Annotated in this window: 11 protein-coding genes and 1 pseudogene; 10 read left to right on the forward strand and 2 right to left on the reverse strand. The window is 55.1% G+C overall.

Annotated features, from left to right (window positions below; translation table 11 throughout):
- Positions 1-45: 45 nt before the first annotated feature.
- Entirely contained in the window at positions 46-510 is a 465-nt protein-coding gene (locus EOK75_RS20775) for a hypothetical protein (protein WP_168199165.1), read from the reverse strand.
- A 750-nt stretch (positions 511-1,260) separates the two neighbouring features.
- Between EOK75_RS20775 and EOK75_RS21060 the strand changes: the two genes are divergently transcribed.
- The 4 genes from EOK75_RS21060 (at position 1,261) to EOK75_RS06560 (ending at position 4,599) form a co-directional block, all read left to right on the forward strand.
- The gene (locus tag EOK75_RS21060) at positions 1,261-1,881 is read left to right on the forward strand and encodes a hypothetical protein (protein WP_205965436.1); all 621 of its coding nucleotides are present in this window, start codon (positions 1,261-1,263) and stop codon (positions 1,879-1,881) included.
- Positions 1,882-2,170: 289 nt separating this feature from the next.
- Positions 2,171-2,563, forward strand: coding sequence for a hypothetical protein (locus EOK75_RS06550; RefSeq protein ID WP_137193120.1), 393 nt, complete (start codon positions 2,171-2,173; stop codon positions 2,561-2,563).
- A 1-nt stretch (position 2,564) separates the two neighbouring features.
- Positions 2,565-3,182: a hypothetical protein gene (locus EOK75_RS06555; RefSeq protein WP_168199166.1), complete on the forward strand. Its 618-nt coding sequence runs from the start codon at positions 2,565-2,567 to the stop codon at positions 3,180-3,182.
- A 1,054-nt stretch (positions 3,183-4,236) separates the two neighbouring features.
- Entirely contained in the window at positions 4,237-4,599 is a 363-nt protein-coding gene (locus EOK75_RS06560) for a recombinase zinc ribbon domain-containing protein (RefSeq protein WP_205965437.1), read from the forward strand.
- Positions 4,600-4,776: 177 nt separating this feature from the next.
- On the opposite strand, the pseudogene EOK75_RS06565 reads toward EOK75_RS06560, so the two are convergent.
- Positions 4,777-4,914, reverse strand: a pseudogene (locus tag EOK75_RS06565) (IS5/IS1182 family transposase); the annotation flags it as partial.
- Positions 4,915-5,080: 166 nt separating this feature from the next.
- Here EOK75_RS06565 and EOK75_RS06570 point away from each other — a divergent pair.
- From EOK75_RS06570 to EOK75_RS06595, 6 genes are all read left to right on the forward strand, one after another.
- Positions 5,081-6,838 carry an ABC transporter substrate-binding protein gene (locus EOK75_RS06570; protein ID WP_205965438.1) on the forward strand — a complete coding sequence of 586 codons (1,758 nt, stop codon included), beginning with the start codon at positions 5,081-5,083 and terminating at the stop codon, positions 6,836-6,838.
- 68 nt (positions 6,839-6,906) lie between these two features.
- Positions 6,907-8,751, forward strand: coding sequence for an ABC transporter ATP-binding protein (locus tag EOK75_RS06575; protein WP_137193122.1), 1,845 nt, complete (start codon positions 6,907-6,909; stop codon positions 8,749-8,751).
- On the forward strand, positions 8,748-9,707 hold the full coding sequence (locus EOK75_RS06580) for an ABC transporter permease (protein ID WP_137193123.1): 960 nt from the start codon (positions 8,748-8,750) through the stop codon (positions 9,705-9,707). Before EOK75_RS06575 ends, EOK75_RS06580 begins: the two co-directional genes overlap by 4 nt.
- A gap of 4 nt (positions 9,708-9,711) precedes the next feature.
- On the forward strand, positions 9,712-10,665 hold the full coding sequence (locus tag EOK75_RS06585) for an ABC transporter permease (RefSeq protein WP_137193124.1): 954 nt from the start codon (positions 9,712-9,714) through the stop codon (positions 10,663-10,665).
- Positions 10,666-10,680: 15 nt separating this feature from the next.
- Complete coding sequence (locus EOK75_RS06590) at positions 10,681-11,970, forward strand: alpha/beta fold hydrolase (RefSeq protein ID WP_137193125.1); 1,290 nt, start codon at positions 10,681-10,683, stop codon at positions 11,968-11,970.
- Positions 11,942-13,714 (forward strand): aminopeptidase P family protein, encoded by a 1,773-nt coding sequence (locus EOK75_RS06595; protein WP_168199167.1) that lies wholly within the window; start codon positions 11,942-11,944, stop codon positions 13,712-13,714. Before EOK75_RS06590 ends, EOK75_RS06595 begins: the two co-directional genes overlap by 29 nt.
- The last annotated feature ends 42 nt before the right edge of the window (positions 13,715-13,756 follow it).

A 13,756-nucleotide genomic window follows, 5' to 3' on the forward strand; every position in this document is an offset into this window, starting at 1 on the left:
CATCACGCTGGCCCTTTTGCATAACTTGTGTAGTTGAATATGCCCTTACAGAGGCACATCCTCTGCACAAGTAAATCCGCTCTCAAAAAGACGCTTTTTGGAGTGATGTCCACAGTGGCCTGGGGAGCAACTGCAGCGAACCAACACGTTGTTCGCATTGCAGACCTCGCTCACCACCGCCGCGAAGGCCCACCCCCGGCCTTCCAGTAGACTGATTATCAGCCCCGCCGCTACGACCAGCAACATGCGCCTGCACATGCCGTGTTCCCTGACATGCACCATCACCCCATCCCTGAGACCGGTGCGCCGGAACGCACCGCCGAGATCGACATTGCCGGCTGGTCGGAGGATCTTAGCCCCCGCGTCCGTGGCGGTGGGATACTTGAGGACATGACCAATATCGCCACCAACCCGCTTGCGATGTTTCTCATAGCCCGCAAGGTTTTCTGGGCCGATACCCTCAAAGCGCAGGACAACAGGGTAACGTGTCTCAAAGTGTGAACCATCCATTTTTCATCTCCTTGGTGGTGGAGACGAGAAAATGGATACGCCAATTCAGAGACCATAATTTGAATGATCGAAAGTTTCCGGAGAAAAAATTTGCTGCCGGGATGGTGTGCTACTGGACCATCAATCGTTAGCTCGTTTGGGCGGAAAGCGGCCATTCGCTGCTGGCGCGAAGTAAGTTATGCGCGCGGGCAAAAGCCGAACCGCTCCCCTAACAAATTAAATCTGGTGCTGGCTGTAAGGTGGCTAATCTAAACTTCTTTCACCATTCTTAATTCCCCCATATTTCGTCAAGGTCCACGTCGCTACTATCCGGTTCGCGTTCCTTTGGAAGCTTGTCGATCTGCATAAGCATTGGGATATCAAAAGTAGTTCCGGTGACCACACAAGCGCCTTGTGGTAGAGTGGGTATCTGTCCTCGGGAAATACTATCCAACGTGGAAATCGTATTTTCGAGGAGCGCGAGGTCTCTGTCATTTACAAGGCGATGAATGAAATAGTTGTGTAGCTGAGAAACGATGGTCGGAGAAATGTCTGCGGGCCTTTGACTCGCGAGCGTGATGAATATGCCGAACTTGCGGCCTTCTTTGATTATCTCTTCGAATAACTCCAAACGATAGTCTTTCCAACTCTCTGATTCGCGATTGGATTGCTGAGAAAGTATGTTGTGCGCTTCGTCTAGCGGGCAGCGGCAAAGCGCGCCGCTACTACTGCGCCAACGCCAAAGAGAAAGGCGCTTCTGTCTGCACCGGAATGCGTGGCCTCAAGGAGCACGATGCGGCCACCTCAATTCTCTCGGGCCTCAAGTTTGGGCTAATGCAGGATGAGGCTTATGCAGATTTTCGGGAAAAGTTTCTGGCACGCAAAAAGGCGGAAGACAAAGAGAACGGCAAAGTGCTCAAATTGCACGACCGCAACATTCACCAGATGGAGACGAAGATCGCTAACATCGTGCGATCAGTCGAGGATGGCGATGGCCTGGCTTCATTCAAACAGCGCCTTAAAGAGTTAGAAGCTGATCTCGAAGCAACGCGCGCCAAACGCGAGGCCATCAACCCTGAACCAGTCACGCTCCCGGCGGACCTCCCTGCCCTCTACAGAGCGCACATAGATGATCTTGCGGCAACCCTGTCAAATGAGGCCGTAGCGGGACGCGCAAGCGACGAGCTACACCAAATGATCGACACGGTTGTTGTGAACTGGAACGCGGAGGCCAAGCATCACGAGCTTGAGCTGCGCGGTAAGCTCTTGGAGATGCTGAACAAAGCAAAACCCGCCGGAGAGGCGGGTTTGGGTAAAGTCGAAAGTTCGCTAAAGTTGGTTGCGGGGGGCCGCAACCGCCGCAATCTACCTGCGCTAAGGTGTGGGATATAGTCAAACTGCCAGCTTTAGCTCCAGCGGTAGGGATCGGAGTACTTGTCGCACAATTGTCTGAAATATAACGTTTATTTTTGGTCGGAAAGTGGGCTTGGTTTGGTCTTGTGTATCACTCACAGAGCATAATAGAGCCGACGTGCTGAGCGCAAGGGGGATTTCCGCGCTTGGTATCAACTGACGTGAACGGCCCTTGGCGGTCGGTCAGGCGTTGAATGTAAGATATAGCTTCACCTGCAACCCACTTTCTGCGAAGAAAGTAGCAAGGATAGCTGGCTCGGATATAACTATGTCGAATGAAGTTACATTAAGTGATGAATCTTTGGCCGGCTTCAGCCAGCCAGCCAAAGACCGCTTGCGTGCAGCCACAGTTGATTACCTGGATGAACTGATATCAGAAAGCTATCGCCTCGAAGCAAGCATGAACTCAGATAACGGTCCCACCGAAATAACTCAGGGCATGGTTAATGACGCGGTAGTTTTCAAGAAGCGGCTGCCGACAAAAAAGAAATGGAAATTTTGGAGAGTGGTAACCAGAGTTGCGGGATCATTACTGCCGTTGTTGGTCGGCTTCTTTTTCAATTCGGATAAATTGACCGACGGCAACAACCTCGTGCTCTTTGCCTTGCTCTTAGTCGTGACTGCGGTGGTTATCACCGTGTCCGTTCTCATGGATGTATAAGATGCCGTTTAGCGATTCAGACGATCTTAAGATGGCACTTGCTGAGCAGGAAATGCTCCGGCAAAAACTGCGCAAGCGGTCTTATATGGAGCTCGTCCTAAAGTTTTACGCATTTGCGGGAGCATTGACGGCCCTTTTTGGGGTATTCTACGTTGCCTATATTCTTCTGGACATCAACCTGTCTCGCGAAGTACAAATGGGGTTGATGATTGCATTCTTTGGCGCTGTAATGTCCGTGGTGTCCTTATTCGGGATATCATATCTTAGAGACCGCACTCAACGTGTCTCCCTGGAGCAATCCGACGAAATTATGAAGCTAGCACTCATCAACGAGTGGGCGCAGTTTGAGAGCATTGCTCGCTCTGTTTCTCGGGTGGATAAGGAAGACCCAAGATACTTTTCAGTGCGCAGACTGCTCGAAAGCCTCAGGGTTGATGAAAAAATTGACGATCGTGATTTTCGCGCGCTCCTGACCGCGCTAGAAATGCGCAATAGAATTGCGCATGGAGTTGACGCATACGATATTGAAGTGTCGGAAGTTGACTATGTTTCAAGTCTTTTGCGGAGGATTGTTTCTCGCCTTGAGGAAACTGATTTGTCGAAAGAGACAACATCGTAAGCGAGTAACGCCCCACGACGGTTTCGGAACACTGGTAAGCTGTTCAGCATAGTGTTGAAACAGATGTTGCTTCTGGCTTTCTTACAGCGTTCGAAAGTCGAGGTTGAGCCTTGGATCATGCGGGAAAGCTTCGGGACAGCCTTCTTGAATCCCTCGAAGAAAAGCACGCGAAAGTTGGTGATGCCCTGAGGGGCAGCATAACATCGCGGAGTTCAGGGGGCGTCGATTCCCTGCTGAGAAAAGGATATGCCACATGAAAGAGGGTAGACTCTCCCATAGACAAAGCCACCTCAGCCGCCAACGTTGAGCAACGAGGTGTGATCACATCATGTGCCTCGCAGATCACCTAATCGTGGTGGCCACATGTCATGGAATACCTAGCCAAATGTTCTTTGCATAAACGGTCAAGTGCCGTGACATACTCAGGTGGACTGGTTGGTCCCATTTCCGGCATAAAAAGGCCTGCTTTTTCGCACTGTAGCTGGGCAGTATACAGTTGGCTGGAATTGAACAAGATTAGACGATTGTGGCACCGTCAATACGTTGGTGACCAACCGGCGCGAGAATTTCCTCGAGCCATGTAAAGGTTCGACCGCGTTCTTGGCAACACGAGAAGTAAGCTCGCTGCCGGGCGCGAGTATCAATAACAGTCGACTTGCCAGAGTTGTTTTTTCCAATAACGACTGAGATCGGAGAAAAAGAGAAAAACCCACTCCCACTGTCATCAAAACACTTGATGTTAACGCCTTGGATTTGAAAACCTTGCAATGGATGTGACATTACGTTCCTCGCATGTGCCTAAAAAGTCAGCCGACCTCAACAGACTGTATGGTTACTTGTTGCTAAGTTCCAGGTTGCCAAACTGAACCGTGTCGGGATTTCCGGAGGCTGATTTGTCTTTGTTACGCCGCCATGTCGGATCTTTCCAGTGCCACGAGATGGTCCTCTCTATATCGGGCGCTAGGTCTGGAACCGGCTTACCTATGTCAAAGACCCCGAGACCGGCAAACGCATCTCGCGGCTTAATCCCGAAGCGGATTGGGTCATCACGGAGGTGCCGGAACTGCGCATCATCGACCAAGATCTATGGGACGCTGTGCGCGCCCGTCAGGGGGCGATGAAGGTCAAGAACACAGGCACGGCGGTTTGGGACCGGCGCAGACCAAAGACATTGTTTTCAGGCTTGTTGGTGTGTGGATGCTGCGGCGGCGGCTTTGCCAAAGTATCGCAAAGCCAATTTGGCTGCTCAACCGCGCGCAACAAGGGCAAAGCGGTGTGCAGCAACATGGCAACGATTGGTCAGTCCGAACTGGAGCGGCGCGTGCTCGACGCGCTGCAACACAATCTAATGGATCAAGAAGCGCTGACGGTCTGCCCAAGCACCGCCCCTGTCTGGTGCTCGACGTCTTCGACATAAACGGCACCAACTTCGTCGAACTTGCCTACGGGACTTCGTCCCACACAAAAGCCAACCGCGGCTATGAGGTCCGGGTCAACCAGACGGCCTCTTGCCACGCCGCAGGCCTTGATCGCCCCTCACGCTTTGTTTGCGCACGCCGCGTCATCGTCAGCGTGAACCATCCTGGCTTCGATGGCCGGGGCTCCCGTCATGCGGCGCGAGCCAGGTCATCTCCTTGTCTAGCAAGATCAGCAACGACCCGCGCTTCTTCAGTGACGCGGTGTAGCTGGACCAGTTCGTGGTGCGGTAGCGGGCGGGTGATGGCTTGCTCATGCAGCCTGCCTAACCCCTTGGAGTCACAGTGTGAATCGTCCACAGACAGGGTTCTGCAACAACGCTGTTTTGCTCTGACATTTCCATGGAGCCGATTAAAATTGTTGACAGAATCTCGCCATCCTGCAAGCGTGTCGACATATAATATATGTAGGGGGAGCCAAATATGAACAATACAAAATTACGCGATCAATCAAAGGCATCGGCGTTGATGATGACCAGCGCTCTGCTGCTTACCTTGGGCGCAAGCGTTCCGGCCTTTGCGGATGGACAGACAGGGGGAACATTGCGAATTTTGGGTTCGGGCGATCTTGATCACTATGATCCGACAAGTGTTGGGACCACCACCGCAAACAGCTTCGTGCGCGCGACCCAGCGGACATTGATCAGCTACGAATCCTCTACTGATGAGTTGACTCGTATTGCCCCGCAGGGCGATCTTGCAACCGAAGTGCCGCAGCCCACCAACAACGGGCTTACATATACCTTCACGCTGCGCGATGGCGTGGCTTGGGATGCCCCATCGGGCGCGCGGGCCATCACGGCGGCTGACTTTGAACGCGGTATTAAGCGCGCGTGCAACCCCGCACTTGGCACCCCGTTCCTGACCTATTACATTTCGCTTATTGATGGGCTTGATACGTTCTGCGACGGGTTTTCAAAGGTGGAACCCACCGTTGAAGCAATGAAGGCCTATATTGAGGGCAATGATATCGCGGGCATTGAAACCCCCGATGACAAGACAATCATCATGAATCTGAAAGAGCAGGCGGGCGATTTCATCTATATGATGACGCTTTCCGCCGCTGCCCCTGCCCCGGTCGAGGTGCTGGATTACATGCCCGACGGCCCGGAGTATCGGTCCAACTTTATTGCATCAGGCCCTTATACCATTGCGGAATATATTCCCGATACACTGCTCAAGCTAAAGCGTAACGCCGCGTGGAATGCCGAGAGCGATACATTGCGCAAAGCCTATGTCGATGAAATTGAGATGACACTGGGCCTGCAACCAGACGCTGCGATCCAACAGATTCAAGCCGGCGATGCCGATATGGTTTTTGACATTCTGGTGCCACCTGCCCTGTTGCCAATGCTGCAGGCTACGGGCGACGATAAGGTGATGGCGGTTGCCGTTGGCCGCACATCGTTTATCTTTATCAACACGTTGTCAAATAACAATAACGGCGGGCTGCGCGACGTGAAAGTACGTCAGGCCTTGAACTATGCCATCGACAAGGCGGCGATTGTCCAGCAGTTGGGCGGATCGTATGTGGCCGCGCCGCAAAACGGGATCTTCGGGCCGGGCGTCCTTGGCTATCATGACTTTGATCTGTATCCATCGCCGGACCACAAGGGCGATCCGGAAAAAGCCAAGGCGCTGTTGGCCGAAGCAGGCTTTCCAGATGGGCTGACCCTGAAAATGCCGTTCCGCAGCCTGAACAACGAATCCGCTATCGCCCAGACCATCCAAGCCGCCTATAAAAAGGCCGGGATTGAGCTGGAACTGATCCCGGTTTCGGCTGCTGACTATTACCCAAAATTCCTGACAAGTGTGGAAAACACCACGTCTGGCGGTTGGGATATTGCCCCGGTCAGCTGGTCGCCGGATTGGGCTGGCGGTGCTGCGCGTTCGGTTTTCCAGCCGCAGTTCAGCTTTGATGGCCGCCATCAAACTTACAACTACACCGATTACAACAATGACGCGGCCAACGCCAAAGCAGCTGAAGCGACCAATGCCACCACACCCGAAGATGTTGGAAAACTCTGGGGTGAGGTGGACGCCATCGTGATGGGCGATGCACCGATTGTGCCCATCAACTCGCAAAACGTGGTAGTCTATCGCAGCGAAGCCACCCAAAACTTCCAGCCCTACGCGCTAAGTGCGAATGGGGATTGGACCAATGTTTGGCTGGATCGCTGATATCAAATTGCGCCGACGGGGAACTCCTGTCGGCGCAACCCTTTTCCCAAAAAGTCAAAGGTGCTTTCATGCCCCTGATCGAAGCACGCAATATCAACATCCGAATTCCAACCGAGGATGGCATGCTTTATGCTGCCAAGAACATCTCATTCTCGGTAGAGGCGGGCAGCCTGTTTGGTATCGCGGGCGAAAGCGGGTCTGGCAAAAGTGTGCTGACTCAGGCGATCATGGGCTTGCTTCCCGGCGTCGAAATTGAGGGCGAATGCCTGTTTGACGGTCGCGATATGCTGCAAATAACCGAGGCAGAGCGCCGCGCCCTGCGTGGTAAGCATATTGGCATGGTCTTTCAAGATCCGATGTCCAGCCTGCACCCCTATTATTCCATTGGCCAGCAGATCACTGAGGTGATCCACACCCATGAAACCGTGTCGAAACGTGACGCACAGAGTCGCGCGGCCGAAATGCTGACCAAGGTTGGTATTCAGGATGCCGAAGACCGCCTTGATGATTATCCGCACCAGTTTTCCGGCGGGATGCGCCAGCGCGTGATGATCGCGATGGCGCTGGTATTGCGGCCAGCCTTGATTATTGCGGATGAACCGACGACCGCGCTGGATGTGACTGTTCAGGCGCAGATCATGGCGCTGTTGGGCCAGATGCGGCATGAATTGGGCGTGACCATCATTATGATCACGCATGATTTGGGATTGCTTTCCTCGATCGCGGATCATGTTATGGTGATGTATGCGGGCAGCCCTTTGGAAATTGGCCCTGCCAACGCTGTATTTCGCGCGCCGTCACATCCCTACACGATGGGTCTGCTGCGTTCGTCACCCGGTGCCGCAGACTCGCGCAATGCATTGGTCTCCATCGCCGGGCGTCCGCCCAGCCTTTTGGCACGACCCCACGCCTGCATTTTCGCCCCACGATGCGACCAGGTGGCTGCGATTTGCCGAACCGACCCGCCGCCCCTGCGTCTTTACAGCGACGGCACCGCAGCGCTTTGCCATTTTGAAGCAAAGCTACCAGCCCCCGGCAATCCCAAACAGGCGGCACCAAAGCCAGCGCAGCAGGCAGCGACACTTTTAAAAGTTAAAGACGTTCGGCTGACCTACAAGATCAAATCCGGCTTTGCGCGGGCCCGCGAACTGGAGGTGTTGAAAGGCATTTCACTGAACGTAGCCCGCGGCGAGACGCTGGGCATTGTTGGCGAGTCCGGTTGTGGGAAATCCACACTGGCGCGCGCGATTGCCGGGCTTATACCGATCACTTCGGGCAACATCTCGTTTGATGGCCAAGACGTGGGCAGCTTGACCGCCCCCGAATGGCGCGCAATGCGAAAGCGGGTGCAGGTGGTGTTTCAAGACCCCTACGGCTCGCTTAACCCGCGCCGCCGTGTGGGGGCGATTATTGGCGAGCCGTTTCGCATTCACAACCTTGCATCGGGTGCTGTGCGCAAGCGCGAGGTCTGTCAGTTGATGGAATTGGTTGGCTTAAACCCTGAGCATTACAACCGCTTTCCATCGGAGTTTTCCGGGGGGCAACGGCAGCGGATCGGCGTTGCGCGCGCCCTTGCGTTGCAGCCGGATCTGTTGATCCTAGATGAACCGGTATCGGCGCTTGACGTGTCGATTCAGGCGCAAATTTTGAACCTAATGCAAGATATTCAAGACGAAATGGGCCTGACCTATTTGTTCATTTCGCATGACCTGACGGTGGTGCGTCATATGTGTGACACGATTGCGGTAATGGATGGCGGGCGGATCATTGAGATGGCCAAAACCGAAGACATATTCAACAGCCCGCGTGAAGACTATACTCGCACGCTGTTGGCGGCGTCCCATGTGCCACCAACGCCCACGCTCGACACTGATCGCAAGCTTTTGGAAATCATAGACGGGGGCACAGCATGACAAATACAGAGGTTGCCACCGAAGACGAAACCGGCCCCGTGGTTGTGCAGCGTTCCTCTGCCAGCTTGACGTTTCGCAGGTTAATGCGCGACCCGGCTAGCCTGACAGCATTTCTCTTCATCGTCTTTCTGTTCGCATTTGCGCTTCTGGCTCCATCGGTTGCCGAATGGACAGGACATGGCCCGATTGACCAATACCGCGACATTGCCATGTCGCCTGTTGGGCTGCCGGTTGGCCCGAATGGGGAATTTCTGTTCGGGGCAGATCAGCTTGGCCGCGATATCCTAGTGCGTATCGCGTATGGTGCGCGGGTGTCCTTGCTGGTGGGAGTGATTGCATCGATTGCAGCCGCGACAATCGGGGTTACCATCGGCATGACGGCGGGGTATTTTGGCGGCTGGCTGGATACGGTGCTGGGCCGGTTCATGGATCTTGTGATGTCGGTGCCATTCCTGTTGTGCGCGCTGGCGCTGGTATCAGTGTTTGGCGCATCGCTTTTGCTTTCGGTCAGTGTGATCGTATTTTTCACATGGACACCGATAGGCCGTGTCATACGAGCCGAAACAGCATCGCTGGCGCGGCGTGATTTTGTGCAGGCCAGTCGGTCCCTAGGCGCAAGTCACAGCTCTATCCTGCTACGAGACATCCTTCCTAATCTGTCGGTGCCGATCATTATTTATTCTACAATGATGATCCCCAATGCCATCGTGTTTGAGGCGACACTGTCTTTCCTCGGCATGGGAATCGCCCCCCCTACGCCGTCATGGGGCGGCATGTTGGCTGAGGCGGGGGCGAATTCGATGTATCTTGTGGCTTGGTGGATGGTGTTCTTTCCCGGCATGGCGCTCTTAGGGGCGACCTTGGCATTCAATATTTTGGGTGACGGACTACGCGACGCGCTGGACCCAGCAGGCCGCCGTATCGCAAAGCACGCCATGGCCAAGGCAAAGGGGTAAAAGCATGGCAGGTTTCATTGCAAAGCGCCTTGGTTTTGGCCTGATGGTGCTGTTCACGCTCAGCATCTTTGTCTTCTTTTTGTTCTTTGTCGCACCCGGTGATCCGGCCCGTATTGTCGCGGGCGAAAAGGCAAGCGCGGCGCAGTTGGAGCAGGTGCGCCAGAACCTTGGGTTAGACAAGCCGATGATCGAGCAATATTTCAGATTTGCCGGGCGCGCTTTGCAGGGTGATTTGGGATTCTCCTATCGCAATCAGCAGCCTGTGACGGAAATTATTTTGCGTCGGATCCCCGCCACCTTGTCCTTGGTGCTAGGAGGTGTGGTCTTTTGGTTGGCGCTAGGGGTGCCCATCGGCATCATGTCGGCCCGCTATCCCGGAACGTGGAAAGATCGCGCGGGGCAAGTGTTCATCTTGCTGGGCCTGTCATTTCCAACTTTTGTTCTGGGGATGTTATCGCTTTACACGCTGTATTTTCTGCCACGCAAAGCGGGTTTTACGCTGTTCCCACCGGGCGGGTATAGACCCTTGCTTGACGATCCCCTGATCTGGGCGTGGTATCTGGCTTTGCCGTGGATGACGTTGGCGCTGGTGACAGCAGCGATTTATGCCCGGCTGACCCGGGGGCAGTTGCTGCAAGTCCTCAGCGAGGATTACATCCGCACCGCCCGTGCCAAGGGATTGAGCGAGCGCAAGGTCGTTTACAAGCACGGCTTACGCGCCACCCTGACGCCGCTTGTCACACAGCTTGGCGCGGATATCGCCATTTTGTTGGGCGGCGCGATTGTAATTGAACAGGTTTATGGCTTGCAGGGCGTAGGTGCGCTGGCGGTGCAGGCCGTGCGCAACCAAGACCGCCCGATTATCATCGGTGTTGTGCTGATGGGTGGGTTGTTCATCGTCCTGTCCAATATCGTGGTCGACCTGCTTTATGCAGCACTTGACCCCAGAATGCGCTAACAGAAAGACCAAAACATGACGCAATATCACATTCCCGCTTACGTTATCCGCGATCATCTGGTGTCAGTGCCACTGGATTGGAACCAACCCGACGGCGAAACCATCAAGGTTTTCGCCCGTGAAGTCACTGCGCGCGGGCGGGAGTCGGACAACCTGCCGCTGCTGGTCTTCTTGCAAGGTGGACCGGGCGGCAAATCGCCGCGCCCGAATGAGGGGCCGGGCTGGCTGAGTATTGCGACCAAGCGGTTTCGTGTGCTGCTGCTGGATCAGCGCGGCACGGGTCAATCCAGCCCTGTGCAGGGGCGTAAAATGGCTACGATGGATGGGGAAACCGGCGGGCGCTATTTGGCGTGTTTTCGCGCCGAAAGTATCATCAAGGATTGTGAGCGTATTCGCAAAACGCTTTACGACGGCGCGCGTTGGTTCACCTTGGGCCAAAGTTATGGCGGCTTTCTGACCCTTAGCTATCTGTCCTTTGCACCCGAGGCTTTGCTGGGCTGCTATGTGACAGGCGGTATGGCAGGCATCAATGCCAGTGCCGAAGATATTTACCGCCACACCTATCCGCGCGTGGCCCATAAAAATGCGCTGTATTTCCAACGCTACCCGCAAGATCGGGCTGCACTGGACCGATTGGCTGATCACCTTGAAACGCATGACGTGCGGCTGCCCGATGACGACCGCCTGACCGTGCGCCGACTGCAATATTTGGGCATGAACCTTGGCATGTCTAACGGGTTTGAGGTGATCCATTGGCTGCTGGCAGAGGCGTTTTGCGATGACGGCGCGCTGTCTGACAGCTTCCTTGCCGCCATTCAGGTCGAAACCGGGTTTGATCACAACCCGCTATTTGCGGCGGTCCATGAGGCGATCTATGCCCAGAATGGCGCGCGCACCCGCTGGGCGGCAGATAGGATCTTGGCCGATCTGCCCGCGTTTGATGCCAAGGCGCGGCCGATCTTGTTCACAGGAGAGATGATCTATCCTTGGATGTTTGACGATATCCGCGCGCTGCACCCTTTTGCAGCGGCTGCCCACGCACTGGCCGAAATGCCACTGGACGCCCCGCTTTATGACACGGCAAGACTAGCCGCGAATGAGGTGCCTGTCTGGGCCGCAGTCTATACCGATGATATGTATGTTGATGCTGGGCTTTCGCTGAAAACCGCGCGGGGGCTTGGCAACGTGCGGATGTGGCAAACCAGCGAATTTGAACATAACGGCTTGCGCCAAAGCCCCCGCGTTTTGCAGCATCTTTTTGATATGGAGCATGATCTTGCAGGCCAAAACCACTTCATCGGCTGATCGACTGGCGTGTTTGCGCCGTGAAATCGCGGCGCAGGGGCTGGACGGCTTGATCCTGACCACCGCCGACGCCTTTCAGAATGAGGAAGCCCCGGCGCATGACCGAACATTGGCGTGGCTGACGGGGTTTTCAGGCTCACTTGCCCATGCACTGGTTTTGCCGGACAGGGCGATTTTTTTGGTGGATGGGCGCTACCGGATCCAGGCCGCGCGACAGGTCGAAGCGGCGCTTTGGGACTTTGGACATCTACACAGCGAACCCTTGGCGCAGTGGTTGAAAGGGCAGCGGGGCAAGATCGGGTTTGATCCGATGTGCTGGACAGTTAACCAAATTGAGCAAATGCAAACCGAAGCCCGAGGCGTAAGCCTGCACGCCTTTGCCGATCCTTTCGCTGCAATCTGGCAGGACCGCCCGCCACCACCCTGCGCCCCGTTGCGGGCGCTGCCCATCTTGGATACAGGTCGCAGCACGGAGGACAAGTTACGCCACTTGCAGCGGGAAACGATCGCACTCCAAGTCGATCTTTGGGTGGAAACCCGTCCCGACAATATCGCGTGGATGTTCAACGTGCGTGGGGCCGACATCGCAATGAATCCCCTGCCCCTGTCTTTTGCAGTCTTCCCAAGCTATGGCCCGGCGCAATGGTTTATCGACCCTGCCAAGCTGACCATTCCTTTGCCCGAAAATGTGCAAACCCATCCGCGAGATCATTTCCTGTCATGGCTGCAAACCCACACCAAAGGGCAGCGTGCAGCATTTGACCCCACATTTACACCGGAAGCGGTGCGCCTGTGCCTGACGAAAGCAGGTGCGCTGGTAATCCCCAGCCGCGGCCTGATTACGGTCGAAAAATCCCGCAAATCCAAGGCCGAGCTTGTCGGTTTCCGCAGCGCCCATCTGGCGGATGCTGTTGCACTGGCGCGGTTCGGACATTGGCTGTCAATGGAACTGCCAGCGCGAGAAGCTACCAATCAACCAATTGATGAAGCCGAGGCAGCCAACATGCTGGAGCAGTTTCGCAAAGCGTGCCCCGCCTACCAAGAACCGAGTTTCACTACCATTGCCGCTTCTGGGGAAAATGCGGCACTTTGCCATTACGCCCCACCAGCGCAAGGCAGTGCCCCGTTGCTCAGCAGTCAGATTTTTCTGTGCGATTCCGGCGGGCAGTATGATTTCGGCACAACCGACATCACCCGTACTTTTGCCTTTGGGCCCGTGCCGCGAGATATTCGCCCCATTGCAACCGCGGTTTTGCAAGGATTTATAGCTCTTTGCGCCGCCCGCTTTCCTGAAGGCACCATGCCACACCAGCTTGACGCATTGGCCCGCGCCCCACTTTGGGCGCTTGGACTGGATTATGACCACGGCACAGGCCACAGCGTTGGTCACAACCTTTTGGTGCATGAACACCCGCACCGCATCGGTAAAGCCGCGAATTCATTTGGATTGATGGCCGGTCATGTGCTGACAATAGAGCCGGGGTATTACGAAGAGGGCCACTGGGGCATCCGTATCGAAAATCAGGTTGAAGTGGTAAAAACCGGCCCTGGCTTTCTTGGCTTTGACCCGATGACCATGGCCCCGATTGATCTTTCCCTCTTTGACCTTGCGGCCCTGTCGCGGGATGAGCGGGATTGGCTTGATGCATATCACGCCCGCGTCTGCTCAAACGTCGCACCGGAACTAAGCGACGTAGTAAAAGACTGGCTGATTACGGCCACGCGACCGGTATCGATGTCTTAAAATGGCTAGGCGAAACGCCCCACCTAACGACCAATATCTTTT

The organism is Pseudorhodobacter turbinis, from assembly GCF_005234135.1.
GTDB classification, from domain to species: domain Bacteria; phylum Pseudomonadota; class Alphaproteobacteria; order Rhodobacterales; family Rhodobacteraceae; genus Pseudorhodobacter; species Pseudorhodobacter turbinis.